The following is a 26,075-nucleotide window of genomic DNA, read 5'->3' as shown; positions in this document are numbered from 1 at the left end:
GTAGAGACACACGATGCGATACAACGGAGTATCACCTAAACGCGTATGGCGGCGCATTAGCGCTATCGCCTTGGTGTGCATGGCGTGTATCGCTGCATTGCCCGCGCAGGCCGAGCAGGTGCGCGAATTATCGAGCTTTGCCGGGGTGCGTAATAACCAGTTGGTGGGTTATGGGCTTGTCGTGGGACTTGATGGCACCGGCGACCAAACCACTCAGGCGCCGTTTACCAGCCAGAGCCTGGCTAACATGCTCTCGCAGCTCGGCGTGACCATTCCTCAAGGCACCAACATGCAGCTGCGCAACGTTGCCGCTGTCATGGTGACGTCGGATTTGCCGCCGTTCGCACGCCCTGGCCAAGAGTTGGATATCGTGGTCTCTTCCATTGCCAATGCCGGTAGCCTGCGTGGTGGCACATTGTTGATGACGCCGCTGAAAGGCGCCGATGGCGATACCTATGCCATGGCACAGGGCAATATGTTGGTGGGGGGCGCCGGCGCGCAGGCCGGCGGCAGCAGTGTTCAGATTAATCAGCAAGCCGTGGGGCGGATTCCCAATGGCGCCACGGTCGAGCGCGAAGTGCCGCTAAATCTGGGTGCCAACGGCGGGACGTTGGAGCTACAGTTGGATCAAGCGGACTTTGGCACGGCGCAGCGAATGGTCACCGCCATTAATAACGAATTCGGGCGTTCCGTGGCCTATGCGCGCAACGGTGGTGTAATCGCGCTGGACGGCCCCGCTGACGATAATGATCGCGTCAACTTTATGGCACGTGTTGAGAGCGTTAACGTTACCCCCACGCGCGCGCCGGCCAAAGTGGTGGTGAATGCACGCACGGGTTCGGTGGTGATGAATCAAGCGGTCACCCTGCGCGAAGCAGCCGTGGCCCACGGTAATCTTTCGATCATGATCGATACCACGTTTGGTGTCAGCCAGCCCAATCCGTTGGGAGAGGGCGAGACGGTGGTGGTGCCCGATGCCGATATTGAGGTTGAGCAGCAAGAAGCGTATTTAAGAATGGTGGAAGGCGCTCAGCTCAACGAAGTCGTCAACGCGTTGAATGCACTGGGTGCGACGCCACAGGATCTGATGTCGATTCTTGAGGCATTAAAGCAGGCAGGCGCCCTGCGCGCTGAGCTGGAGGTGATCTAGTGAGCGTGAATCAAGATATGACCGGCCAGTTTGCGCTGGATATGCAGGGCTTTCAGCGCTTGCAGCACACGGCGCGGGTGGACCCAGAAAAAGGCGTGGAAAGCGCGGCCCAGCAGTTTGAAGCGATTTTCGTACAGATGATGGTCAAAAGCATGCGCGATGCCATTCCCACGTCGGGCTTGATGAGTAGCAGTCAAACCGACTTCTATCAATCGATGATGGATAAGCAGTGGTCTCAGGTGATTGCTTCGCGCGGCATGGGCTTGGCGGATGCATTGGTCGATCAACTGGAACGCCAAGGTGCATTCACGCGTAGTGAGCCTGCAGTCGATAGTGATAATGCAATGCAAGAGTTGATCGCCGGTATTCCTCGCGGCACGCCACGTGAGCTCAATAATCCTGGCCCATTGCTTGCTGACGACAATAGCGGCGCTGCCACGCAAACCGAGCGACAGAGTTTCTTAGCTGAGCTTGATGCGGTGCGTCAGGCAGCGCCTTCGGTGGATAGCTCTACCTTGAATAATGAGAGAGCGTCGGTACCTGTCAATGGCAAAGCGGCGCACGATCATGTTGAGCAATTTAAACAAACGTTAATGGCACCGGCTCAAGCTGCTAGCGAGGCAACGGGTGTGCCTGCCGAGCTGATTCTGGCCCAAGCAGCGTTGGAAACCGGCTGGGGACGGCATGAAATCACTACCCAAGACGGCCGTAACAGCCATAATTTGTTCGGCATTAAGGCCGGAAGCCGGTGGGAGGGCGATACCACTGATATCGTCACCCACGAGTACGTGAATGGCCGCCGCACTGAGGTCACCGATACCTTCCGCGTCTACGATTCGTTTGAGCAGGCGTTTACCGATTATGCGTCGTTGATTGGCAATAATCCGCGCTATGCCAATGTGGTAACGGCCTCGGATGCGCACCAGGCCGCTCGCGAGCTCCAAGCAGGCGGCTACGCCACCGACCCTCGTTATGCCGATAAGTTAGTGGCGGTCATGCAAACCTTGGACCCAACGTCATCAGGCGACTTGCTGGCTTCATCGCGCTAAACCTTTAAGTTTTTTCACGCTTAGCCGATAAGTGAAATATCGGCTTAAGGAATCGAACCATGAGCATGTTTTCTATCGGGCTAAGCGGCCTCAATACGGCGCAGAGCGCCTTGAACACCACAAGCAATAATATCAGTAACGTCTATACGCCGGGCTACAATCGCGAGTTGCCAAAGCTCAATGAAGCGTCGGGCGGTACAGGCGGTGTTCAAGTTAGCGATACCGAGCGTCAGTTTAATCGTTATGTCGCGGATCAGCTTAATAGTGCCAAAACGCAGTCGAGTGCGCTGCAAAAGTACTCAGAGCAGGTGACGCAGATTGATAACCTGTTAGCGGATCGTGATGCGGGCTTGGCGCCGCTGATGCAGAACTTCTTCTCCTCGCTGGAAGACATGGCAAGCGCGCCTTCAGACCCCGCCTCGCGCCAAGGGGTGTTGGGCACAGCGCAGACATTAAGCGCTCAGTTCCGTTCTTTTGATGGCTATCTGCAAGATATGCAGAGCAACATCAAAAGCGAAATTCAAGACGAAGTCACCCAGATCAATAACACCACGAAGCAGATCGCGGGATTAAATCGAGAAATTGCGCTATCTCGTGCGCAAAACGGTGAAGCACCTAATAGCATACTCAATCAGCGTGATCACTTGATTTCAGAACTGAATGAACGCATGGATGTACGTCTTAATATCCAGGACGGTAAGACCTACAACGTCAGTTTGCCTAATGGTCAGCCTTTAGTAACAGGTAAAGACTCTTTTCAGTTAGAGCCAGTTCAATCACAGAATGATCCTCAACGTATCGTAGTCGGGTATAGCGACGGTAGGGGTAACGTTGTTGAACTTAAAGAAGATTTGATTACGGGTGGTGCTCTAGGCGGTTTGATGTCCTTCCGCCAAGAGACGCTAGACAAGACCCAAAACCAGATCGGCCAACTGGCAGTGTCTCTTTCCATTGCTTTTAACGAGCAGCACAAGCAGGGCGTTGACTTAAACGGCGACCAGGGCGAAGACTTTTTTAACGTCCGCCAGCCACAAGCTTACAGTTATCAAGGCAACACGGCTGACGTTGATAATATTCGTTTTAACACGGGTGGTATCGATGATCTAAGAGCAACGGATTACACCGTTACTTTTGATGGAAGTGGCCCGACTGTTACACGTAATGATAATGGATCAGAAGTGGATATTGAGTGGGATAACACCACACTATCTTTTGGTGGGGTGAGTATGGAATTTGATGCCGCACCAACTAATGGCGATACATTTGAAATCCAGCCTGTACGCCGTGCTGGTGCCGGGATGGAATCCAATATTGCCGATTTGGATAAGATTGCGGCGGGTAAATTAGTTGAATCTGAAGAGAATACGGCTATCTCCCTCGTGGGAGTCGATACCGGAGCATTCAGTGATGGTGAGGCCTATAACATCACTTTGGATGGTTCAGGCCAGTTAACATTTAGTGGTGCAGCCGGCTACACACAGCCGACGGATATCATTGTTAACGGCAATACACGAAGTGTAGATGGCAGCGGTATGGTGAGTGGTCTCCTTAATGCCGGAGACAAACTGGAGATCGACGGTGTGGGTTTTTCTATCGATGAGATTCTTTCCACTGGTTCGGGTGAGTTTGTATTTGAGAAAAGTGATGCTAACTCTGGCGACAATCGTAACGCCCTAGCTCTTCAAAACTTGCAAAGTCAAAACGTGGTAGGCGGCAGCGCTTCCGTCAGTGGCGCTTACGGTGCGATGGTGAGCGATGTGGGTAACCGCACCAATATCACCCAGGTCAATTTGGATGCGCGCCAAGGGTTAACCGATCAGTTGGAAGCGGTGCAGCAGTCAGAATCTGGCGTGAATTTGGACGAAGAAGCAGCGAACTTGATTCGTTATCAGCAGTATTACCAAGCCAACGCCAAGGTCATCGATACGGCGACCACCATCATGGATACCATTTTGGGTCTGCGCGGTTAATTCAGGAGCTTAAGTCATGCGTATTAGTTCGGTCACCATGTTTGAGCAAAGCACGGCATCGATTAACCAGCAGCAGAGCGACTTCCTCAATGTGAGTAAGCAGATTGCCAGCGGCCGCCGTGTGGTTAACCCGTCGGATGATCCGCAGGCGGCTGCGCGCGCCGTTCGCGTAGATCAGTCGAAAGCTGTGACACAGCAGTTTGAAGACTCACGAGTCTCAGCGCGCAACTCCTTGTCACAGACCGAAAGTATCCTCAATAGCGTCAGCGATGCGGTGACCAGCGCGAAAACGCTGCTGGTGCAAGCCTCTAGCGATACCTTAAGCAACGTTGACCGTGAGTCTATTGCCAGTGAAATGCGCGGCATTTACGAGACGATGATCGGCCAAGCCAACGCCACCGACGGTAACGGCCGCTATCTATTCGGCGGCTATGCCGATAACGCGCCGCCGTTTGTCAAAGAAACGAATGCTGACGGTGATAAATTCGTTACTTACCAAGGCGATAATAATACGCGCGAGCAGCGCATTGATTCCTCACGCCTAATGCCTGTTACCGAAAACGGCGACTCGATTTTCAAAAGCGTACCCACCGGTGCTGGCTATGTGGCTGAGGCGGATGGTGATAATAAAGGCAGCGTGACCTTTAGCGGGCCCCAAGTCACCAACGTCAACGATAATGATTACGGTGAAAACTATCGCGTTGGTTTCTCAGTTGATACTTTTGGAAATGCAACTTATCAAGTTGAAAGACATACTGGTGGTGTTACGTGGAGTAGCGACGATACTGATGGTAATGGTTTACCATCTGGTACTTGGACAGCTAAAAATGAAAACGAAGGTTTGGATTTATCATTTGGAGGCCTTTCTATTAACTTAGAAGGTGCCCCTGATAACGGCGATGAAATCCTAGTTGCTCAAGCAGGTAGCGACCAGCGCGAGCCGAATCTCTTCCGCACCATGGAAGAAGCCATTCGGGTGCTGGAAACGCCAGCCGATGACGCGGCCCAGAAAGCCGATCTACGCAATACGCTCAATACCTCAATGCGCGATCTCGATAACGCCTTGGATAACGTACTCACCGTGCGGGCTTCCGCCGGTGCGCGGCTTAACGAACTCGATGTAGTGGACGCCGTGGGTGGCAACCGAATGCTGAACTACGAGCAGACGCTTTCCGATTTGGTTGACTTGGATTATGTCGATGCCATTTCAGAATACAGCTTACGCCAAGTGGGGCTACAGGCATCACAGCAGGCGTTTGTGGATGTTAAGGGCATGTCGCTGTTTGATTATCTGCGTTAATACAGCTAATACATTCCACAATACATTCTGCGACTCGCAAGCGCATCTTGAAAACCCTGGGTTAATCGCCTGGGGTTTTTAGTGCTTAAGACACCTGAGCCATGAGCTCAATTAAGCCCTGCATAAAGGCGACACCGTTGCTGAACAGCCGTTGTAAAAAGCGCCCGATGTCAGTCATTAGCACCATCATCAGCGTTAGCCCAACGGTGAGCGAGGTCGGAAAGCCAATATTGAACACGGTAAGCTGAGGCGCTGAACGGTTCAAAATACCCAGGGCCAGGTTGATGATCAACAATGAGCCGACCAAGGGGAGCGCTAACAGCATGCCGGAAGCGAAGACGGTGCCGCCATAGCGGGCTAGTACTTCAAAGGCATTGGCATTTATCAGGTTGATCCCGATGGGTAGCGTTTGGAAGCTCATCACCAGTGTTTCCAACACCATGAGATGCCCATTCATGGCGAGAAACATCAACAGCGTTACCATGTACAAAATACGCGATAGCACCATGATGTTGGTGCCGCTGGCGGCATCAAAAAAGCTGGCAAAGGCCAGCCCCATTTGCAGCCCAATGAACTCCCCCGCGGCTTGCACCACGGCAAAGACAATGTGCATTACCAGGCCAATAGCGGCGCCAATGATGATTTGCTCAACAATAATCCCCGCGCCCACCCAAGACATCAGGGGGACATCGGGCATGGCAGGGAGCACGGGCGCAATCACCACTGCCACCACCGCAGCCAGCGCGACTTTGGCTTGATTAGGAATGCTAGAGTGGCCCCACAGCGGGGTAGCCGCCATAAACGCGGTGATGCGCACGAACGGCCAGAAAAAGGCCACAAGCCACCCGTGTAATTGCGCGTAGGTGACCTCAACCATCCGCTTACATCACCATGCTGGGAATATTGGTAAAAAGGCGTTCGGTATAGTCAGTGATTAGCCCCAATAGCCAAGGACCGGCAATAACCAAGGTGGCAAATACCGCGAGAATTTTCGGGATAAACGTTAGCGTCATCTCGTTAATTTGAGTAGCCGCTTGGAAGAGGCTGATCAAAAGGCCGGTGGCGAGAGCCGCGAGCAATAACGGGCCTGCCAAAAGCAGGGTGACGCGCATCCCTTGGTAGGCAATGCTCATGACCATTTCAGGTGGCATGGTGGAACTCCTGCACGGCGGTGTGCCAGTGAATAGGACGGTGTTTATATCATTAGGACGTTATATATCATTAGGCCTTACTTATATCATATAGAAGCTTTCGGCCATCGAACCGATGATAAGCTGCCAACCATCAACGAGAACAAAAAGCATCAGCTTAAACGGCAATGAAATCGTGATGGGCGGCACCATCATCATCCCCAGCGCCATCAGCGTACTCGCCACAACCAAATCAATAATCAAAAACGGAATAAAGATCGTGAAGCCGATTTGAAAGGCGGTTTTTAGCTCGCTAGTGACAAAAGAGGGGAGCAAAACCCGCATGGGAAGCTCTTCCGGCCCTTCCATTGGGCCAATGTCCGCTAGGCGTGCAAAAAGGGCGATATCCGGCTCGCGGGTTTGCGCCAGCATAAACTCGCGAAAAGGCTGCTGTGCGAGTACCAAAAACTCTTCAAAATTAATGCTTTCTTCTGAAAGCGGCACCCAAGCCGTTTGATAAACCTGTTCCAACACCGGGGACATAATAAAAAACGTCAAAAAAAGCGCAATACCGAGAAGAACTTGGTTGGGCGGTGTGGCCTGCGTTCCCATGGCGGTGCGCAGTAAGCTCAGCACAATGATGATGCGCGTAAAGCTGGTCATCATCAACAACATGGCCGGCAAAAACGCCAGCGAGCTTAAAAAGAGCAGCGTTTGCAGCGACACCGACCACTGTTGACCGCCCCCTTCCATTGGCTCGCTGACGATGCCAGGAATCTCTTGGGCGTAACCGATATTTGGCAGCCCTAGCAGCGCGAAAAGCCCCAACAAGGCAATAAACACTGGTAGGTACTGAGACGGCTGTGCTGATATAGGCGTTAAAGCAGGCATCCTATTAGTCATGGCGTTGTATCGGAGTCTGAGGATGCAGAAGATCTGTCGCGTGCGGGTTGCTTGTGGAGCGCCTTAGCCAAGCGCTGCGCAAACCGTGAAGGTGGCACGTTATCCTGTGCGGCTTGCCTAGGCGCAGAGAGCTCGTGCAGTTTGCTAATGTGACCGTTACCCACGCCTAGCACCAGCCAAGTGCCTTCCACATCCACAATCACCACGCGCTCGCGATTACCGACGGCCGTGCTGCCGACCACATTGAGGTTCACATTTTGATGCAAGCCTTGTCGTGTCCAGCGTTTGAGCAGAGCCGAGCATAGAAAAATAATGACCAAAACAAAGGCGAGCGCTGCTGCGGTTTTGCCCAGCATCGCCATACCGATGAGCGCATCGCTGCTGCCGGCAGAGGTAATAGCCCCGTTGGATGTGGCCTCTGTGCTCATCGGTTCAGCTTATGAATACGCTCGGAAGGGGTGATAATTTCGGTAATACGGATACCGTATTTATCTTCGATCACCACGACCTCACCCTGGGCAATCAAATAGCCATTGATCAGAATATCCATTGGCTCACCGGCCAAGCCATCAAGCTCAATCACCGAGCCCTGAGCAAGTTCCAGCAGCTGTTTAATGGTGAGTTTAGTACGCCCTAACTCAACGGTCAGTTTGACCGGGATATCCATGATCATTTCAAGATCACGCGAAGCCGCGCTGCTATTTTCTTGATTTAGCGGTGGGAAGACCTCGCTGCTGGCGGATTTAGCCTGCGGCGGCTCTGGGGCAGGGGCTTCTTCCTGCTCAGTGGCGCTGTCCTCTTCAGCCGCTTGCTGCTCTGCCATGGCGGCCGCCCAGGGGTCGTCTTCCTCTTCTACGCTATCCGTACTTTGTTGCGCAGCCTGCTCAAAGGCATCGTCTTCTGTGCCGGTATCGCCATCAGTAGACGTTTGTTCCGACATGGCGGCCGCCCAATCGTCATCAGAGATATTTTGTTCGTCAGGGTTCTGATCGTCAGGCTTGTTAGGATCAGTCATGCTTTCGATTCCTTGGCGTTCTGTCGCGTAGACCCGTTAATAAAGTCATCGGACGACAAGTTATTCATGGCGGCGTGGTCATACATTCTTAGAACGCGCAGCGCGCGCTGCTGATTTTGGCTGCCAAACTGGCACTCCATGACAGGTACGCCATCAACGTGCGCGTTTACCTTTTCGGGTATCTCAACAGGGAGCACATCGCCTTTTTTGAGCCCCATAATCTCGGCAATACGGCTGGGGATATGGGCAAATTCTGCTACGAGCTCGACTTCCGATTGCCTAAGCTCGCTTGCCATGCGCTTGTTCCAGGTGCCGTCCTGATCATGGTTGCTGTCGTTGATCGGGTTGGCGAGCAGGTCGCGCAACGGCTCTATCATCGCGTATGGCATGCAGACTTGAAAATTGCTCGCTAAATTACCCACTTCCAAATTGAATTTGGTGTTGACCACGATTTCATTGGGTGAGTTGGTAATGTTGGCAAACTTAGACTGCACCTCAGAGCGTAAGAAACTAATATCCAACGGGTACACGACTTTCCAGGCTTCTTCGTACGCTTCTAACGCGAGGTTGAGTAAGCGCTGAATAATGCGCTGCTCGGTATTGGTAAATTCGCGACCGTCGGATTTGGTGACGAAACGGCCATCGCCACCAAATAAGTTATCCACCACCATAAAGACGAGATTGGGAGGGAAAACAACAAGCGCAGAACCGCGCAGTGGCTTCATGGCCACAATGTTAAGGTTAGTGGGTACCGGCACATTGCGCGAAAAGTCGCTGAAACTCTGGTAACGCACGGACTCTACGGTAATATCAGCACTGCGCCTGATCAAGTTGAAGAGCCCGGTACGGAAGTAGCGTGCAAAGCGTTCGTTAATAAAGTCCAACGCATGCAGGCGCTCGCGTATGACACGATGCTGCGTAGAAGGGTCATAGGGACGAATACGCGACTCATCACCTTGCGATTGGCCCGAGGAAGAAGACTCCTCGTCACCGCTGACCCCTTTTAGCAAGGCATCAATTTCTTCCTGGGACAGTAGATCGTCCTGAGACATGACGGCTCCGAGTTCCCGGGTTATTGCACAATGAATTCAGTGAAAAGCACTTCACGCAAATCCAGAGGCGCTTGATTTTCTGTTAGCGGCTCGTTCAGCGTGGTAATGATTTCTTGTGAAAGGGCTCTTTTGCCTTCCGGTGACGTAAGCTCGCTGACTTGCTTCCCTGAGAGCAGCATAAGCAAACGGCTGCGTACTTGGGGCATATGCTCGTCTAGAATCTCTTTGCTTTCTTCATTACCCACGCGCAGCGTAATGCCGGTATAAAGCAAACGAGAGCCTGAGCGATCGCTTTCAAGGTTGACCGTGAAAGGTTCGATATCGAGAAAAATGGGCGACTCACGCTCGGGCTGTTGTACTTGAGCTTCGGCGGTATTACCGTCGCCATTTTGGTTCATTACCATATAGATTGCCGCCGCGGCTCCCCCTGAAGAGAGCAGTACGAGGATAATCATTACCCAAAGCAGTTTTTTTGACCCACCGCTTGATTCTGCCATTGTGATTCCTGTGGTCATAAGGCGCGAGAGGGCATTATGCCCAATGCGCGTTTTCGTGATGAAATGAATAGGCTCGCTGTGCGAGCCTATCTTCTAGCTTAAGACTGACAAGCGTTAGTCATTAGGCATATAAATCAACGCGTCCGTCTATGGTGACTGTTCTTGGCTGACGTGATGCCTGTTCACTCGCGTCTTCATTATCCCCTTCAACGCTGCCAGCTTGACCGGCTGCGTGGCCATTGCCGTCTGCAAGCTCGGATTCAGCGTTTTGTTGGCGCTGCTCGCCAACAGAGGTGTCGCCTAAGGAAATACCCTGTTCGGCTAACGCCTCACGCAACTGGGGAATTGCCTGCTCGATCACTTGGCGTACTTGCGCGTTAGCTGAAAGGAAATGCGCCTGGGTGCCCTGCTCGCTTACTTTGAGCGAAATAGACAGCGGGCCAAGTTCAGCGGGGTGCAGTTGTAGCTGTACTTGCTGCTCACCGCCACGCTGGGCAAATTGCACGAGCTGCTGACCAAGATGCTGTGGCCACGCGGGGCTGGAAACCGGTGTGGCGACATTGCCTTGTGCTGCTCCCTGTGAAAGCCCGCTGGCGCTATTTTGTAGCGCTGCGGCAGGCGAACCGCCACCGTTTAAACTCGCTTGAAGTGCAGCTGGTAGCTCAAAATTAGGGGCGGGCGATGAATTATGGGTGCTAGACAACGCCGCAAATAATGCCTCGCTACTGATACGCGATGTGTTATTAGCACTCGTGCCATCCAATAGCGACAGCGCCCGGTTAGCCGCCTCACTTTGTGACGCAGCATCTGATGCTTGGGCATTGCCTCGCATGGCAGCAAGAGATGGTGAGAAAAGCGTGGAAGCGGAAAATTCGGTGCTGCTGTTAGCCGCTGCCGTGATGTTGGCACTGTTATTTTGCATCACGGCAACGCCGCTCAAAAGTGCCGTAAGCTGTTCAGCAAGCTCATCACTGTTGCCGCTAAGAGCCTCAAGGGCGCTAGCGAGGGTTTGCGCAAGCTGTTGCTGCTCGTTACTCAATATTGCACTTTCGCCTTCACTAGCGGCGTTAAATAGCGCCATAAGAGATCCCGCTTGTGGCTGCTGAGTCTCTAGACGCTCCAGGGCGCTGGCGAGGGTTTGCGCAAGCTGTTGCTGCTCGTTGCTCAGTATGGCACCTTCGCTTTCACTAGCGGCGTTAAATAGCGCCGTAAGAGATGCCACTTGTGGCTGCTGAGTCTCTAGACGCTCAAGGGCGCTGGCGAGGGTTTGCGCAAGCTGTTGCTGCTCGTCGCTCAGTATCGCACCTTCGCCTTTACTAGCGGCGTTAACTAGCGCCGTAAGAGATGTCGCTTGTGGCTGCTGAGTCTCTAGACGCTCAAGGGCGCTAGCAAGTTCTTGCTGTTCCTGCTGCAGTCTATCGCGCATTGACGTGTTGTCGGATGCGTCTTCAAACGCCGACATCAGCTGCAGCCGCTGGGAAATTTCCGCCAGTGGCGAGGCGCTATTTGACTGCTCACCTTGTAACAGTGCGGCGTCTAGCAGTGCGTCAGCGTCCGTGTTGCCATCTAAGGTGGCGGTCAGTGCGTGTAAGGCATTCATCAACGACGGTTGCTGGCGAATTTGCTCCATCAACGCCTGCATGTCCGCTTGCTGAAGCTGCTCTTCGCTTAATCCGAGCGCTTGGAGTTGATCGGCAATCTGCTGAAGCGAAGCGGTTCCAGTGCTGTTTTTTGCTTGGCCGCTGGCCGCTTGCGCGTTTTGATTGAGCGACGTGTGCGATGCCTGACTAAAAGCCTGCATAAAGCCATTCGTCTGCGCGTTATCGGAACGGCTTGCCGACGTGGCTTGGTGGGATTGGCCTTGTTGCATCGAAAGCAGAGCGTGAATATTCATAATTCGTCCCTGACACCGTTATTGCGGTGTCTCAGATTGCTGGCGCGCCATGCGGCTTGTGACCAGATCATCATTAATCTTCTGTTCTTGGCGCGCGCTACGGCGCTGCGCTTCGAGCAAACGGCGCGAGGCTAACGTGTCGTAGGAAGAGAGCTTGCGCTGTTCTTGGCGCCACTGTGCTTGGCTTTTCTCTACGCGGTTTTGCTGTTCTACAAGCGCTTGTTGAGCGCGTGTCAATGCGGCATCCAGCGACGCCAGAAACTGCTGATAATTGTACATGCTGGCGGGGTCAATGCCTTGCCGCATGGCCGTTTGAAGGCGCTCGCTATACTCCGCACGGTAGCGATGTAGCGCTTGTAGTTGCGCTTGCGTTTGCTGCTCGGTTTGGCGCTCCTTCGCCAGCACTTGCCCGGCTTGATCACGAGCATCTTTGGCGAGATTTGAAAGCATCTCGAGTTGCGATGTGCCTGTTTGGGACGTGCTCATGCTTGCCCTCCAGCGGCCTGTTTACCGGCCACGGCATCTAGTGCTTGCCGTGATGCCTGTATCGTCGCACATTCGTCAATATTCTGCTGTAAGAAGTGCTCAAGCTCAGGAAAACGCTTGACCGCTTCATCGAGTTGCGGGTCATGCCCCGGCGTATAGGCGCCAACGCTGATCAAGTCGCGGTTGCGCTGATAGCGCGAGAACAGGCGCTTAAAGTTCTGCGCATTACGTTGTTGCTGCGCATCGGTGATCGCGGTCATGGCGCGACTAATAGAGGCTTCTATGTCGATTGCCGGATAGTGACCCGCCTCAGCTAGTGTGCGTGATAGTACAATATGACCATCTAGAATAGCACGTGCTGAATCGGCGATGGGATCTTGTTGGTCGTCACCCTCGGTGAGTACCGTATAAAATGCGGTAATCGAGCCACCACCACGCTCCGCATTCCCCGCGCGTTCCACAAGGCTTGGCAGCTTGGCAAACACTGAAGGCGGGTAGCCTTTGGTGGCAGGGGGTTCGCCGATGGCAAGCGCTATCTCACGCTGCGCCATGGCATAGCGTGTTAACGAATCCATGATCAGCAGTACATTACGCCCTTGATCGCGAAATCCTTCGGCTAGGCGCGTGGCGTAGGCAGCACCCTGCAAACGCTGTAGCGGTGAGGTATCGGCGGGCGCGGCCACTACCACGGCACGCTGGCGTCCTTCGGGGCCGAGAATGTTATCGATAAAGTCTTGCACTTCGCGGCCACGCTCGCCAATCAACCCCACCACGATCACATCGGCTTGGGTATAGCGGGCCATCATGCCCAACAGCACGGATTTCCCCACACCGGAGCCGGCAAAAAGCCCCATGCGCTGGCCGCGACCGACGCTTAATAGCGCATTAATCGCACGGATGCCCACGTCGATTTGTTCATCGATCGGCGCGCGTGAAAGCGGGTTTAGTGGTGGGGTGCTTAGAGTGGCACGCGGCGCCTCTTCAGTATTTTCTTGACCATCCAACGGGTTGCCATTGCCATCAAGGACGCGCCCGAGAAGGCTTTCGCCTAGCGGAAAACGTCGTGCGCTGTTCCCGGCATCGCTTAGCGGCGAGACGCGTGCGCCAGGCATTAATCCGGATATTTCTTCCAGTGGCATTAAATAAAGCTTTTCACCGGCAAACCCGACGACTTCAGCTTCGGCATGATGTGCGCTCTGGCCGAGACGGCCATCGCTGCCGGGCAGTTCAATGTGACAAGCGCTGCCTACCGCCACTTTTAATCCCACTACCTCAATCACCATGCCAGTCGCGCGTACGACACGCCCGCTAACGCGATAGTGCGGTAGCTGGTCAACGCGTTTTAGCGTGCGTTGCAGTGCTGTTTGCCAACGCTGATGGTGGTGTGTAGCGGCAGTCGTCATGGTGTTACTCTTTCGCGTTCGCGTTATTCGACGATGCGTGATCGCTAGGCGTTAACGTATGACGCTGGCGCGTTTGCGACTGAATCGATCGCCAGCGACTTTCAAAGGTGGCATCAAGCTCACCTTGTGCGCTCGTTACACGGCAGCCGCCGCGAGCGAGTTGGTCATCGGGCTGTAGTTTCCAGTTGGCGGCACGCAGTTCGTCGCCTAGGTGTTGTTCCACAATCGCGTGGTCGTCCGGGTTTAACCACAGGCGTTGTTGACCCACTAACGGGGGCTCGGTGTGCAACAGTTGACGCACGGTATTGAGGATATGCTCGGGCGAGACATCTAACGCATCGCTAGCGAGCTTTTTTCCGGTAGCAAGGGCCAAGTCAACCAGGTCATGGGCCACGGTATCGTCGAGCAACGCAAGCGCCTCGTTAAATTCTTGGGTCAGCGTTGTCAGCGGCGTAATAGTCTGTTTTATCTGCTTCTCAAGCTCTTTGTTTGCTTGCTTGCGACCTTCTTCAAGCCCTCGCGTACGCCCCTCTTTCTGCCCGCGCTCAAAGCCGGCTTGGTAGCCTTCTTCTTCGGCCTGACGACGCACTTTATCGTAGAGGGTTTGGCGCTCTTGCTCTTCACGCTTGCGCGCGGCCTCTGCGGCTTTTTTAGCCGCTGCCACTTTGCGTTTATGCTCGGTGGCGGGCGATGCTGGCTCGCCGGACTGGCTCTTGCGCTGCGTGGGTTGACTTAGTTCGTCCATTTGCCAGCGCCGCCAATGGCCATGACGGTCAAATTCGGCGGATTGAAAATCAGACATACTCGTCGTCCCCGCCGGCTAAGACAATTTCGCCGGCATCGGCTAAGCGGCGTACCACCTGAAGAATGGCTTTTTGCTCGGTTTCCACTTGTGAAACACGGATGGGGCCGCGCGCCTCCATGTCCTCGCGTACCAAGTCTGCCGCGCGCTGCGACATGTTGCGCAAGAACTTGTCGATCAAGGCATCTTCTGCCCCTTTGAGCGCGACCACCAGTGAATTGGTATCCACTTCCTGAAGTACCATTTGAATCGCGCGGTTGTCGAGGTCGAGTAGGTTCTCGAACAGGAACATCTCGTCGATAATCTTTTGTGCCAAGTCTTCGTTGTGCGCGCGGACGGTTTCGATGGCGGTCTCTTCCTGAGAGGAGTTCATCAGGTTGAGAATCTCGGCAGCGGTTCTTACGCCGCCCATTTTGCTGCGCTTGAGGTTTTGGCCTTCCAGCATATTGCTGAGTACTTCAGTGAGCTCTTGCAGCGCGGCCGGCTGAACGCCGCTAAACGTCGCGATACGCAGAAGAACGTCATTGCGCAGTTTTTCGTCAAAAAGCTCTAAAATATCGGAGGCTTGGTGGCGTTCTAAGTGAACCAAAATAGTGGCGATAATCTGCGGGTGCTCATCGCGGATGAGTTCAGATACCATCGAGGCTTCCATCAGGTTGAGCGCATCAATGCCTGAGTTTTCGCCGGTGGTTTCGAGAATATCCTCAATCAAGCTAGACGCGCGCTCGCTGCCCAGCGCTTTGGTCAACACCGAGCGAATATGGTCGCTGGAGTTGAGGTTCAATGCGACGAACTCTTCTGTTTCCTCGTGGAACGCTTCAAGCACGGCTTTCATGTCTTCGTGAGAGACCTGTTGCAGCTTGGTCATTTCCATACTGATCTCTTGCACCTCGTTAGCGCCGAGGAACTTAAAGACTTCCGCGGCGCTGTCCTCGTCGAGGGCGAGAAGTAAGATGGCGCTTTTGCGCGCGCCGGTCATTTCTGCGACTGCACTGCTCATTTCGAATTCATCCAGCTGCGAATGATCATGGAGACCATGCGGGGGTCTTCTTGGGCCATTTCACGAAGATCATTGAGGTTGTGCTCATAAAGCGACGTTTTACGCTTACGTTTGGGCTTGCGGTACGTCTCATCCGCATCTTCACCACCTTCCGTGCTTTCCCCGCTTTCCTCATCGTCGTCTTTGCCCACGCTTGTGTGCAGCGTGCCGCCGCCTGGTGCTGCGGCCGCCATGACCGGCATCTGTGTGTAACGCTTGATTAACGGTCTCAAAATCAGCAAGTAGAGTAGCAATGCGGCAAGGGCGACAAGCAGATAACGGCCGAGAGTTGAGGCCATTTCCAGCATCTCGGGGCGCTGCCACCATTCTCTGATGTCTTCTTCTACACGCTCTTGGGCAAAAGGCGTGTTTACCACGTCAATGGCGTCGTCGCGCGCGGGTGAAAAGCCCATGGCTTGGCGAACCAGGCGCTCAATTTGCTGCACTTCCACGTCACTTAGCGCTACTTGCTCCCACTCGCCTTCTTCGTTCATCTCTTCACGATAGTTGACAACAACGGCGGCGGTTAAGCGCTCGATTTGCCCTAGACGGTGCTGTATATGCTCGACACTGCGATCGACTTCGTAATTAATAACGTCATCTTGGTTCAGACGGCGCAAATCGCCGGGGTTGTCGGCGTTTTCCTCGTCTTCGTTATCATCGGGTGCGTTGATAGGGGAAAACGCAACGCCTGGCGGCGTGTTGCTTAAGGCGCCAGGAATGCCGGTCGCGAGCGGGTCTTCGCCATCAAGGGAAAGGTTTGTCTGGCGGCTGCGCACAGCGGCTTCATTGGGCGGCTGGTTGGGCCCGTAAGTTTCGGAGGTTTGCTCGCGACGTGAAAAATCAATGGTTGCCGCGACCTGCGCGCGAACGTTGTCGCTCCCTAAGATAGGCGTCAGGATGTTCTCTATGCGCCGTTGGTAAGAGCGTTCAACTTCGGCGATGTACTCGAGTTGTGAGCCGTCCAAGTCGTTATTGCCGCCCGTATCCGCCGAGAGCAAACGACCGTCTTGGTTGACCACCGAGACATCTGCCGCCGCGAGTTCAGGCACGCTGCTTGATACCATGTGGACAATTGCGCTCACTTGGCCTTGGCCTAATACACGGCCAGGCAAAAGGGTGAGCACTACCGAGGCTTTGGCCGACTCACGATCACGGATAAACACCGATGGTTTCGCCATCGATAAATGAACACGCACATTTTCGACAGGCCCCAGCGATTCAATTGACTGGGCTAATTCACCCTCTAGACCGCGTTGGTAATTGACCTGTTCGGCAAATTGGCTAATACCGAACGCTTGGTCATCCATTAACTCCAAGCCAATATTGCCTCCTCGCGGTAGGCCTTGCTCAGCGAGCTGCAATCGTAACGTGTGCACATTTTCACTAGGCACTAGCAGGGCTTGTCCACCGTCGCTAAATTGGTATGGGACGCCGCGAGTGTCGAGCTCGGTAATAATGCGTCCACCATCGGCTTCACTGAGATTGCTGTAAAGCACGCGGTATTCAGGGCTACTTGCCCACATAAATAGCGCCGCGATAATTGCCACACTCGCCGCGCCTGCAATGAGAAGGACGACCAAGGGGTTGCCGCGAAGCTGTTGTGTGACGCGCTCAAACGCAGACGGGGCAGGCTTGTTGCTCGCCTGTGCCCCGTCTGGCTGGGAAGTTTGTGTCGTGCTATTTTGACGGCCCGTCGCTGTGGCGGTTTCGCTCATGCGCTCCTCCGAGAAGGCAAGCAAAACCGCTCACGACCCAGGCACATCACCAAAGAAGGCATAGGCTATATCCGTCAATCGCGATTGTCCGCTATTTTAGTCATGCGGAATTATGATGGACGCCATTATCCGGTGGCACGTCGAGCCTAAAGGAACGAAAAGCCTAGGTTTTTATACGCATTTGTTCGCATGAGGAAACTGACACCGGTGTTAGGCTTCATACATTATTTCATTTTTTAGCGCTTGAGGCATGTTTATGAGCTCACCGGCGATTCAATCTGCGTTGCAACAGATGCAACAGCTAGCCAGTCAGGCCAGTCAGCAACCCCTTCAGGGGTCGCAGCTTTCGACAGCGGCGGGGCAAGGGAGCTTCGGCAGTGAGCTTCAAGCGTCTATTCAGCGCATCAACCGTTTACAGCAAACGGCTAATAGCCAAGCCGTGGCGTTTCAGGCTGGCGATTCTGATTTAGCACTCAATGAAGTCATGGCGGACATGCAGAAAGCAAGCGTTGCTTTCCAAATGGGGATGCAGGTCCGTAACCGCGTGGTGTCCGCCTACAGGGATGTGATGAACATGCAGGTATAATGGCGCAATATTGGCCGTGTTATGCTTTCAAGTCCACCAGCCCGCCTTGTAACTCATTGAGGCGTTCGGCGATCCGTAATACTTCTTCTGCGGGAATTTGGCGAATCACTTCACCCGATTCACGGTCAACAACGCGTGTCACAACGCGTGTGTTCTCTTCGCTTAAATCAAATTCCAAGCCGCGTTGACTCATCACCTCGTTGATCCGTTGCAGCGGCTCAACCAGCGACGCCGGTGTTGTGACGGCGCTATTGCTTTCTGCTTGAGACAGCTGAGAGCCCGCTGCCGGTAGTTTATCCAAAGCGCTCTCAAGGCGTTGCCGAGGTGAGATATCGTGCAACGACGACGTCGAGAGCATATGAGTCGCGTCAATCAATGGTGAGCTCATATTAATTCCTCTTTTTAGTGCTCGTAGAGTGACTAGGTTAAGCACACCTTTTGAGCGTTTTTTATGAACTTTTTTTTGTGAACTGAAGTTACCTATCGGCAACATTTTTCAGATCTTTAAATTTACAAAACTTTAAATTTTGTCACATCATACAGAGTTTCAGCGCGTTTCTTCTGCACAGTCCTCCAATACAGCCTTCCAATACAGTTCTCCTGCACAGTCCTTGAAGCCATTCTCAAAACAGTATAGTGCTTAGCGCCAACGCTGCCAGGTAGTCACGCGTCTGGCTTGTGTTAATCGCTGGGTGGTGCTAGGCGCTGATGTGCATGGTGTAAATCGCCGTCAGGTAGAAAAGCAAAGGTGCTGTGGGCTAGACCATTGATTTCCGTATTAAGCGAGCTTGCCGATTGGTTATAACGCTGCATGCTGGCGGCGCTATCTTGGGTGGCGCGCTCGATTTCATTGATCGCTTGGCTGATTTGCTGAACACCGACATTCTGCTCTTGGGTCGCCGCGCTAATTTCACCCATGAGGTCGTTAACGCGGTAACTGGCTTCGCGAATACTGTCCATTACCGAGGCGGCTTCATCCGCGTTCGTGCAGCCGGTCGTGACGCTGGCTTGTGCTTGAGAAATCATGTCTTGCACTTGCTTTGCGGCCTTGGCGGATTGCTCGGCTAGTCCTCGTACTTCTTGGGCGACCACGGAAAACCCGCGCCCATGCACACCCGCGCGTGCGGCCTCAACCGATGCATTAAGGGCTAATAAGTTGGTCTGAAACGCGATTTTATCGATGGTGTCGACCATGCCGGCCATGTTTTGTGTTTGTTGCGTCATATTGGCAATGGCTTGGTTAAGCTTTGCCACGATGCGGTGGCCGTGTTCGACCTCTTCCACATTGCTGAGAGAGGCTTGGCTGGCAAGCTGAGCATTTTCTGCGCTCTGTGCCACGGTGGAAGATATCTGCTCGGCGCTGGCCGCGGTTTGTTGCACGGCGCTTGCTTGCTGTTCGATGCGACTCGCCATTGCGTGGTTGCTGTGGGTTAAATCGTCAACAGAGGGGCGTACCACCTCTACGCGGTGGCTGATTGAGGTAATGAGCGCTTCTAGCGATTGGCGCATAAAGCCCATGGTGGCCAGGGTGTGATTCATATCGCGGCGGTTGATATTACCCGGCTGAGCGGTGAGATTGCCTGCGGCGAGCTGTAATGAAAAATCGGCAGCAAGCTCCATAAAACGTGCTTGTCGCCGATGTGTTAGCCAGTGATGCACGCCAAGGACTGCCCCTGCCGCTACGCCGGTGGCCGCTATCCACCACGTTGAGTTTGTTTGCGTTATGTTGGCGCTGACGCCAATGGCCGCGACCGTCAGCGCAATGGCAATGCTGGTGATGGCGGCGCGTTGGTCTTGATTTCCGGGCGATGACCGGGCGGGCAGCAACCAGCGGTGCAAGCCCCGCCGGTAGGCAGTGCCGTGTTTGACCACGTAGCGCTTCTCCCCGCGCTGAAGGCTTTGGTATACCTGTGAGGCATGGGCGATTTCTGTTTCTTTAGCTTTTACACGAATGGAGACATAGCCTGTGATCGCTCCTTGGCTTCTGACCGGCACCACGTTCGCGCGTACCCAGTAGTAACTGCCATCTTTGCGCCGGTTTTTGACCACTCCCGTCCAATAGTGCCCATTTTGTAAATCGTGCCACATATCGGCGAAGACAATGGCCGGCATATCGGGATGACGCACAATGTTATGCAGTGAGCCGTGAAGCTCTGCATATGTGTAACCGGAAATGTCGATAAAGCGCTGATTGGCGTAGGTGATGCGACTAGTGAGGTCAGTTTTGGAGATAAGAACGTCGCCGTCCTGAATCTCTTGGAGCGCTGGGTCGGTGTTAAGCGTGTTAAGTGTGGGCATAAAATCTTCCTTGCGCGAACGGCTCGTCAAACTGAGAGAGCAAAATGAGTAAACGCGAATGACGAAAAGCTAGATAAAACCAATTGTTATATTTAGTAAATGACGTGACGTTTTGTACACGGCTGTTGAGGATTTATTCCGTTGAAAGGGCAGAAGCTTGATCTACGTCAGACTGAATTTGCGTGCGCGGGTGATGAATAGGCATCCGCCTAAGCGTGCTGAAGTTTTAAGCGAGAAATATTAAGTCAGCTATGCGTTAGGTATGACGGTTCTGGTATCCTGCAGCGCTCTGCATTAAGGCATTCACCTTAACCGCTAGAGGTATCGTTAAGGGATATATACGTAAGCGAGGCGAGGATGTCAGCGCAAGAAAATGAATATGAGCGGGTCGTAGGGCCGGTTGCAATTGAGTCATTGCTTGAGGGATTGATTGAAAGCGGTGGCGTTTCGCTATGCTTAGACGAGCCTGACGCGCGACCGGAGCCAATTGTGCTGATGGAACAGCATGCTGAAAAAGCATTGGTAATGGACCTTTCTTCGGTCGATCATTTGCTTGCTCGCTTGCAAAACGACACGCCCTTCTTTTTGCGCGGTCAAGCGCAAGGCAAAGTGGTGCGTACGCCGTTGCTTGAACTTACTGAAGCACGCCACGTAGGCGGGCGCTATTTATGCAGTAGCGAATATCCTAAATATCTTGATGTGTTGCAGCGCCGAGAAACCTTTCGTGCTGAGTTACGCATGGGGATGGAGGTGCCGGTCACGCTCTTTGGGCATGACAATTTGGCTGTCCAGGGTGAGCTTTGTGACTTATCCCAAGATGGCTGCCAAGTTGAGTTACCCATGACCGCCAGCGGTATTCTCGCGCAGGCGGGCGCGGAGCCGCTGAAAATGGGGTTTAAGTTCCCTGACGGCACTTATTTTGAAGTCCAGGGCGAAGTACGTCACCGCAAAACGGACCCTGACCATCAGTTGCTAAGGATTGGCTTTCGTTTTACGAATTGCAGCACTGAGCAAGAGCGGCAAATTTGGTATTTCGTCTGTGAAATTGAGCGTGAGGCGTCACGTTACAAGAAAGATAACCAGGCAGGGCGGCAGCCATCGCCTCTTTTTGAAGCGCCCAAAAAACGCAGCAGCAGCGGTAATATTGGTCAACGCGAGCTCAAAAACTACGCGACTCCGATGGCGCGTCGTCTGGCGAAAGTGGCCGCGTATCTCGATTCGCAAATGCTGCTATTACAAAACGGCAGCGACGTGAACTCTCGTCAGCTTTCTCACTACGCTGACCGGCTGCTGGTGCTGCATGAGGAAGACAGCGAAGCCTTGTTATTCGCCACCCGTTGCATGGCGCGCGAACCGCTTTTAGTGCGCCACAGTCTCTCCGTCGCCATTCACTTGTTGGATTTGGTCGGCACCAGTATTCCTCAGGACTTGCGTAAAGCGATCGCTGCTAGCGCCATGGTGCATGATTTGGGTAAAGCGCTCGTGCCACAAGTGCTTTTTCAGGCGCCTAAGTTTGAAGGGACGCATCGCAGCGTGATGAGCGAACATGTCGAATTGATTTTGTCGCGGCTAAATAACTGTCACTGGCTGTCAGCACGTATTGCCCAAGCCGTGATTGGTGGCATTAATGAGCGTATGGATGGAAGCGGCTACCCAAAAGGTCTAAGCGGCAGCCAGCTGCATGAGTTGGCAAAAGCCAGCGCGATCATCGATGTGGTCGAGGCGATGCGCCGTGACCGAGCCGATCGGCCTGCACGTACCGCCCAACAAATTTACCGTCACTTACTGCGCCATCCTCATCAGTTTGACCCGAGCTGGATGAAGCGTTACATCGAGCACTTCAAGGCCTTACCCATCGGCTCCTTGGTGCGTTTCTCAAGTGATCAGTTGGCTTGGGTGCTACGCTTAGATGCAAAAGGCAATGCGACTGAAGTGCAGATTGCAAAAGAAGCTGAACCCCCTTCTAACGAGAATTTAGGGGCGATCATCCGTGGAGATGTGACTGAAAGGCTAGGGCGACCTGTTAGCGAAGTGGCGGTGTCTACCTAATCTCGAGAGAATGCCAAAAATAAAAAATCGAGCGTCGCATTAAAGTCACCGTAGGTGGCGTCGATATGATAGTTACCAGCGGTTTATTTTATGACAGGAGTTTGTGTTTATGACTTACTCACGTGGCGCCAATGCCTACGGGCGAGGAGCCAATGCGTATGCCAGAGTCGGTGTCGAGAGCGGTGTGATGTCGGCCGACCCGCATCAGCTAATTGTGATGCTCTTTGACGGCGCTCAAGCGGCTATCCGTGCGGCGCGTATCCATATGCAAGCAGGCAATATCGGCGAGAAAGGCAAATCTATCTCAAAGGCGCTCGACATTATCAATAATGGTCTCGCCGCGGCGCTCGACCAAGAAAAAGGCGGTGAAATTGCTGAGCGCTTGGGTTCACTATATGAATACATCGCACGGTTATTGCTGGCTGCCAACCTGCGCAATGATGAAGAAAGCCTAAATCAGGCGGAGCAGTTGCTTGAAGATATCGCCTCAGCGTGGCGAGAAATTGGCCAACAGCAAAGCGCATGAGGCATGCATGTCAGCGTCTAACTCCGTTCACGACCAGGTAACGCAGCAATCATTGCTCGATGCTTATGCTGCGCTGCTTGATAGTGCTGCCTACATGCATGAGCTTGCGAATGCGGAAGAATGGACAGCGCTTATCGAACAGCGCACCCATTATGTCATGCTGGTGGAAAAGTTAAGGCAGCTCGACAGCACTCTGACGTTAGATGAGCGGGCGCAGAGGAGTAAAGCCGAGCTGTTAGAGGCGATCCTTGAGCACGATGTCGAAATCCGCCGCCAACTTGTTGCACGTCGTGATGAGTTGGGAAAACTGATTGGTATCTCCCAACGCCAGCGTAACTTGCATCGTGCGTATGCACCGCAGCAAGGTAATTCGGATGCATTTTATGCGCTAGGCGAGGCGGATACGAAGAGGTCAACGTGAGCGGTATCACGCCGTTAATTGATACCTTAATGCACCAAGTGCTGGGCAAGCGCGGGGATTCCTCGCCGCGGGTCTTAAATGAGCCGGTGCGCCCTGTAGACTCGGGTGAGGGGCCTCGTGCGGTGCATAGCGACTCACGCCTGGATGCACGTGCTTCTGACCCGCGTTTAACCGATCTGCGTCGTTTACCACCTCAGTTGGATATGCCACGTCAAGGGGTTCGTGGCGAGTTGCCTCCCCAAGGCCCTGGGTCGACGCAAACGCATTTTAGCCCTGCCGCACGCAGCATCGCCGATGTTTTGCTGCGCTTTCCTGCTCCCCCCTCGGTGTTACGGCCTGAAGCGCCGTTAATGTCGACAGCTGAAACTTCCTCGCCGCAGTCTGTTGCCACACGGCTTGAGGCGAGCATTCGCGATAGCGGTCTGTTTTACGAATCACACCTTAAGCGCTGGTTTCAGGGCGAAGGGTCTCGGCAACAGTTATTACGTGAACCTCAGATGCAGCCGGGTGTCCGGCCCACGTCTTCACTGGCTAATTTGCCGTTGGGGAATGCTAGTGGTTCGGCGGCCGGTACCGGAAGCTCGGGGTGGGGCGCGATTAACAACTCACTTTCGCCCAACGGGGCGCCACTTTTGTTACCGTCGCCCGTTCCTTTTGTGGTGCCGGAAAGGTCAAACCTAAACCTGATGCTTCAAGGGCTTCTCGGCGGCCAACTGGGGCAGGGTGGCTCCAGCAGTCCCGGCGGAAACGCCTTCATTCAGCCCGGTAGCGTGCTATTGCCAGTAACGGGCAATGCCGAAGGGGCGGCGGGGAGGGGTATTAACCTGCCGGGTGGCGCCCCGCTAAATGGGACGCCCGACGCCGCACGAGGGGAGTTAGCAGGGGCGCGTGAGATGCTGGAAATGGGGGTGGCGCGGCAATCCAGAGACGTGGTGAATGAAGGCCTGCAAAGCCTAGTGCGCCAGCAGTTAGAGATGTTGGTGATGCCGACGATTCGCTGGGAAGGTGATGTGTGGGCGGGAATCTTCATGGCGTTGGTGGTCAATCTACCCGGTCGTGAAGAAGAGAAAAGCGGTGAAGAAAAAGGCAACGAAGAGGCAGACAGCTGGCGTTCGGAAATGCGCCTTGAAGTGCCTAATTTAGGCGAATTAGAGGTGGCTTTATCGTTCTACCGGGGGGTGTTAAACGTTGATCTCACCACTGCGAGTGAGGCGGTTTATCAACGCTTAGAGGAGGGGGTGCCTGCGCTTGAAAAGCGTCTATCCGCCTTGGATTTGCGTAAAGTGCAAGTGCACGCGCGCCACATAACGCCAGAGGACGCCAATGAACTCTCCGGGTGAGCGACGGCGTCAGGCGGTGGCGTTAGCGTATCAAAGTGATGATAGGGCGCCGCGTGTTGTTGCCAAGGGGTATGGTGAGCTGGCGGAGCGTATCATGGCGGAAGCCCAGCGCCAGGGAATTTATGTACACGATGCCCCAGAGTTGGTCGCACTTTTGATGCAGCTTGATATAGATGAAGAAATTCCTGCCAGCCTTTACCAAGTCGTAGCGGAGCTGCTTGTGTGGGTATTTGAGCTTTCTACAGAGGGGGTTCAACCGCGCGATGCGTCTGAGTAGCCAATATCGCCATTGTATGTAACCATGAGGCGAATAGAGGTTCCCTATAAAGGGGGCTACAGAACGGGTAAATCATGTTTTTACCGTGTCGTTTTCATAGGGCAGCATGAGCCAAACCAGCTTTCTCGACGAAATCCAGGAAATCAATTTAGCCTACTTGCTACTTGCTCAGCGGTTGCTGGGAGAAGATCGCGAGGTGGGGATGTTTCGTCTCAAAATTGACGCCGAGATGGCGGATCTTCTTTTGGCGCTCAATGCACGGCAGCTTACTCAGCTGGCGCGCACCAATCAGCTGTTATGCCGCCTGACGTCCGTCAGCGCCGAGCAGCTTCGCCAAGTAACACATAACCCGCGTGACCAGGGGCTCGCTGGGTTGCATACCTCGCTACTGTTAGCCGGTGAAACACCCGAGTCACTGCCTAAGCATTCAAAGGCGTCTTCTGCAAAAACATCCGGCTCAGGTGGGGAGACTCAGTGAGTCAAAAAAGCTTGGTGGATGAAATGCACCAGGTGCAGCTAGCGATTGAACTGATTGAGCTAGGTGCACGGTTGCAAGTATTGGAGACGGAAACGGAGCTAAGCCGCACGCGTTTAATTAAGCTCTATAAAGAAGTGCGCGGTATGTCACCGCCGAAAGGCATGCTGCCCTTCTCGGCTGACTGGTTTATTACCTGGCTTCCGAATATCCACTCGTCGCTTTTTTACAATATCTATACACGCTTGATGGAAAGCGGCGATTGCGAACGTATTGATGCGTTTGTGAAAGCCTATCGCTTATATGACGAGCAAATCACGCTAGAGGGTGTCGAGCCTGCGTTGGGATTGACCCGCGCCTGGACACTTGTGCGCTTTTTTGAAAGTGACCTGTTACAGCTGAATGCCTGCACTCGCTGCTGGGGCCGCTTTGTGACGCACGCGCATAGCCCCGCACAAGATTACGTGTGCGGTATATGCCAGCCACCCTCACGAGCGGGAAAAACCCGCAAAGCTTCCGCTAAAAAAGGGGCAAACTAGCGCCCCAACGTTTCCATTGCGATTCAAGTTGGACAAAAAAGTGCCGACTTTATAGATGCAACGCAGTGGTAATGGTACTTTTTCATCAGCGCTATTATTAAAGTATTGCGCGTTTATTCGCTGCCGAAAGGCTCTTCTGGCGACAAAAGAATAGCA

Annotated in this window: 27 protein-coding genes; 12 read left to right on the top strand and 15 right to left on the bottom strand. The window is 53.7% G+C overall.

Translation table 11 applies throughout. The features are described 5' to 3' along the window. The first annotated feature begins 13 nt into the window (after window positions 1-13). From QC823_RS07105 to flgL, 4 genes are read left to right on the top strand one after another with little or no spacing between them, the layout of a single operon-like run. Window positions 14-1,150, top strand: coding sequence for a flagellar basal body P-ring protein FlgI (locus QC823_RS07105; RefSeq protein WP_309655666.1), 1,137 nt, complete (start codon window positions 14-16; stop codon window positions 1,148-1,150). Further along, window positions 1,150-2,199, top strand: a complete 1,050-nt coding sequence (flgJ, locus tag QC823_RS07100; protein ID WP_309655665.1) for a flagellar assembly peptidoglycan hydrolase FlgJ — start codon at window positions 1,150-1,152, stop codon at window positions 2,197-2,199. Before QC823_RS07105 ends, flgJ begins: the two co-directional genes overlap by 1 nt. A gap of 59 nt (window positions 2,200-2,258) precedes the next feature. Next, window positions 2,259-4,169 (top strand): flagellar hook-associated protein FlgK, encoded by a 1,911-nt coding sequence (flgK, locus tag QC823_RS07095; protein ID WP_309655664.1) that lies wholly within the window; start codon window positions 2,259-2,261, stop codon window positions 4,167-4,169. A 16-nt stretch (window positions 4,170-4,185) separates the two neighbouring features. After that, window positions 4,186-5,469 (top strand): flagellar hook-associated protein FlgL, encoded by a 1,284-nt coding sequence (gene flgL, locus QC823_RS07090; protein WP_309655663.1) that lies wholly within the window; start codon window positions 4,186-4,188, stop codon window positions 5,467-5,469. 85 nt (window positions 5,470-5,554) lie between these two features. Here the strand turns inward: flgL and fliR are convergent, their stop codons facing one another. From fliR to fliF, 13 genes are all read right to left on the bottom strand, one after another. Beyond that, entirely contained in the window at window positions 5,555-6,346 is a 792-nt protein-coding gene (fliR, locus tag QC823_RS07085; RefSeq protein ID WP_309655662.1) for a flagellar biosynthetic protein FliR, read from the bottom strand. 4 nt (window positions 6,347-6,350) lie between these two features. Further along, window positions 6,351-6,620 (bottom strand): flagellar biosynthesis protein FliQ, encoded by a 270-nt coding sequence (gene fliQ / locus QC823_RS07080; protein ID WP_309655661.1) that lies wholly within the window; start codon window positions 6,618-6,620, stop codon window positions 6,351-6,353. 81 nt (window positions 6,621-6,701) lie between these two features. Then, the gene (fliP, locus tag QC823_RS07075; RefSeq protein WP_309655660.1) at window positions 6,702-7,490 is read right to left on the bottom strand and encodes a flagellar type III secretion system pore protein FliP; all 789 of its coding nucleotides are present in this window, start codon (window positions 7,488-7,490) and stop codon (window positions 6,702-6,704) included. 8 nt (window positions 7,491-7,498) lie between these two features. Further along, window positions 7,499-7,930, bottom strand: a complete 432-nt coding sequence (gene fliO, locus QC823_RS07070) for a flagellar biosynthetic protein FliO (protein WP_309655659.1) — start codon at window positions 7,928-7,930, stop codon at window positions 7,499-7,501. Then, window positions 7,927-8,517, bottom strand: a complete 591-nt coding sequence (gene fliN / locus QC823_RS07065) for a flagellar motor switch protein FliN (RefSeq protein WP_309655658.1) — start codon at window positions 8,515-8,517, stop codon at window positions 7,927-7,929. Before fliN ends, fliO begins: the two co-directional genes overlap by 4 nt. Beyond that, a complete protein-coding gene (fliM, locus tag QC823_RS07060) occupies window positions 8,514-9,569 on the bottom strand; it encodes a flagellar motor switch protein FliM (protein ID WP_309655657.1) in 1,056 nt (351 codons plus the stop codon). Before fliM ends, fliN begins: the two co-directional genes overlap by 4 nt. A gap of 20 nt (window positions 9,570-9,589) precedes the next feature. Next, entirely contained in the window at window positions 9,590-10,066 is a 477-nt protein-coding gene (gene fliL, locus QC823_RS07055) for a flagellar basal body-associated protein FliL (RefSeq protein WP_309655656.1), read from the bottom strand. Window positions 10,067-10,187: 121 nt separating this feature from the next. Beyond that, window positions 10,188-11,960 (bottom strand): flagellar hook-length control protein FliK, encoded by a 1,773-nt coding sequence (locus tag QC823_RS07050; protein WP_309655655.1) that lies wholly within the window; start codon window positions 11,958-11,960, stop codon window positions 10,188-10,190. Window positions 11,961-11,978: 18 nt separating this feature from the next. Then, the gene (fliJ, locus tag QC823_RS07045) at window positions 11,979-12,446 is read right to left on the bottom strand and encodes a flagellar export protein FliJ (protein WP_309655654.1); all 468 of its coding nucleotides are present in this window, start codon (window positions 12,444-12,446) and stop codon (window positions 11,979-11,981) included. Continuing rightward, window positions 12,443-13,849 (bottom strand): flagellar protein export ATPase FliI, encoded by a 1,407-nt coding sequence (gene fliI, locus QC823_RS07040; protein WP_309655653.1) that lies wholly within the window; start codon window positions 13,847-13,849, stop codon window positions 12,443-12,445. Before fliI ends, fliJ begins: the two co-directional genes overlap by 4 nt. 4 nt (window positions 13,850-13,853) lie before the next feature. After that, window positions 13,854-14,651 carry a flagellar assembly protein FliH gene (locus QC823_RS07035; protein ID WP_309655652.1) on the bottom strand — a complete coding sequence of 266 codons (798 nt, stop codon included), beginning with the start codon at window positions 14,649-14,651 and terminating at the stop codon, window positions 13,854-13,856. Beyond that, window positions 14,644-15,651 carry a flagellar motor switch protein FliG gene (gene fliG, locus QC823_RS07030; protein WP_309655651.1) on the bottom strand — a complete coding sequence of 336 codons (1,008 nt, stop codon included), beginning with the start codon at window positions 15,649-15,651 and terminating at the stop codon, window positions 14,644-14,646. Before fliG ends, QC823_RS07035 begins: the two co-directional genes overlap by 8 nt. Further along, window positions 15,648-17,408, bottom strand: coding sequence for a flagellar basal-body MS-ring/collar protein FliF (gene fliF / locus QC823_RS07025; protein WP_309655650.1), 1,761 nt, complete (start codon window positions 17,406-17,408; stop codon window positions 15,648-15,650). The genes fliG and fliF overlap by 4 nt, the downstream gene beginning before the upstream one ends. A 256-nt stretch (window positions 17,409-17,664) precedes the next feature. On the opposite strand from fliF, the gene fliE reads away from it, so the two are divergent. Next, complete coding sequence (gene fliE / locus QC823_RS07020; RefSeq protein WP_309655649.1) at window positions 17,665-17,994, top strand: flagellar hook-basal body complex protein FliE; 330 nt, start codon at window positions 17,665-17,667, stop codon at window positions 17,992-17,994. A gap of 19 nt (window positions 17,995-18,013) precedes the next feature. On the opposite strand, the gene QC823_RS07015 is transcribed toward fliE, so the two are convergent. Together QC823_RS07015 and QC823_RS07010 are read right to left on the bottom strand one after the other, a co-directional pair. Continuing rightward, the gene (locus QC823_RS07015; protein WP_309655648.1) at window positions 18,014-18,382 is read right to left on the bottom strand and encodes a flagellar protein FlaG; all 369 of its coding nucleotides are present in this window, start codon (window positions 18,380-18,382) and stop codon (window positions 18,014-18,016) included. Between the two features lie 293 nt (window positions 18,383-18,675). Beyond that, window positions 18,676-20,292, bottom strand: a complete 1,617-nt coding sequence (locus QC823_RS07010; RefSeq protein WP_309655647.1) for a methyl-accepting chemotaxis protein — start codon at window positions 20,290-20,292, stop codon at window positions 18,676-18,678. Window positions 20,293-20,649: 357 nt separating this feature from the next. On the opposite strand from QC823_RS07010, the gene QC823_RS07005 reads away from it, so the two are divergent. From QC823_RS07005 to flhC, 7 genes are all read left to right on the top strand, one after another. Beyond that, window positions 20,650-22,341 (top strand): PilZ domain-containing protein, encoded by a 1,692-nt coding sequence (locus QC823_RS07005; RefSeq protein WP_309655646.1) that lies wholly within the window; start codon window positions 20,650-20,652, stop codon window positions 22,339-22,341. Between the two features lie 109 nt (window positions 22,342-22,450). Further along, window positions 22,451-22,867 (top strand): flagellar export chaperone FliS, encoded by a 417-nt coding sequence (gene fliS / locus QC823_RS07000; protein ID WP_309655645.1) that lies wholly within the window; start codon window positions 22,451-22,453, stop codon window positions 22,865-22,867. A 7-nt stretch (window positions 22,868-22,874) separates the two neighbouring features. Further along, window positions 22,875-23,288, top strand: a complete 414-nt coding sequence (gene fliT, locus QC823_RS06995; RefSeq protein ID WP_309655644.1) for a flagellar protein FliT — start codon at window positions 22,875-22,877, stop codon at window positions 23,286-23,288. Continuing rightward, the gene (gene fliK, locus QC823_RS06990) at window positions 23,285-24,628 is read left to right on the top strand and encodes a flagellar hook-length control protein FliK (protein WP_309655643.1); all 1,344 of its coding nucleotides are present in this window, start codon (window positions 23,285-23,287) and stop codon (window positions 24,626-24,628) included. The genes fliT and fliK overlap by 4 nt, the downstream gene beginning before the upstream one ends. After that, window positions 24,612-24,905, top strand: a complete 294-nt coding sequence (locus QC823_RS06985; RefSeq protein WP_309655642.1) for an EscU/YscU/HrcU family type III secretion system export apparatus switch protein — start codon at window positions 24,612-24,614, stop codon at window positions 24,903-24,905. Before fliK ends, QC823_RS06985 begins: the two co-directional genes overlap by 17 nt. A gap of 106 nt (window positions 24,906-25,011) precedes the next feature. Then, window positions 25,012-25,383, top strand: a complete 372-nt coding sequence (gene flhD, locus QC823_RS06980; RefSeq protein WP_309655641.1) for a flagellar transcriptional regulator FlhD — start codon at window positions 25,012-25,014, stop codon at window positions 25,381-25,383. Continuing rightward, the gene (gene flhC / locus QC823_RS06975) at window positions 25,380-25,919 is read left to right on the top strand and encodes a flagellar transcriptional regulator FlhC (RefSeq protein ID WP_309655640.1); all 540 of its coding nucleotides are present in this window, start codon (window positions 25,380-25,382) and stop codon (window positions 25,917-25,919) included. The genes flhD and flhC overlap by 4 nt, the downstream gene beginning before the upstream one ends. Window positions 25,920-26,075 lie beyond the last annotated feature (156 nt).

This window comes from Vreelandella vilamensis (assembly GCF_031451755.1).
GTDB lineage: Bacteria > Pseudomonadota > Gammaproteobacteria > Pseudomonadales > Halomonadaceae > Vreelandella > Vreelandella vilamensis.
Note: the sequence above shows the minus strand (reverse complement) of the source record. Positions and strands in the feature narration are given on the sequence as shown.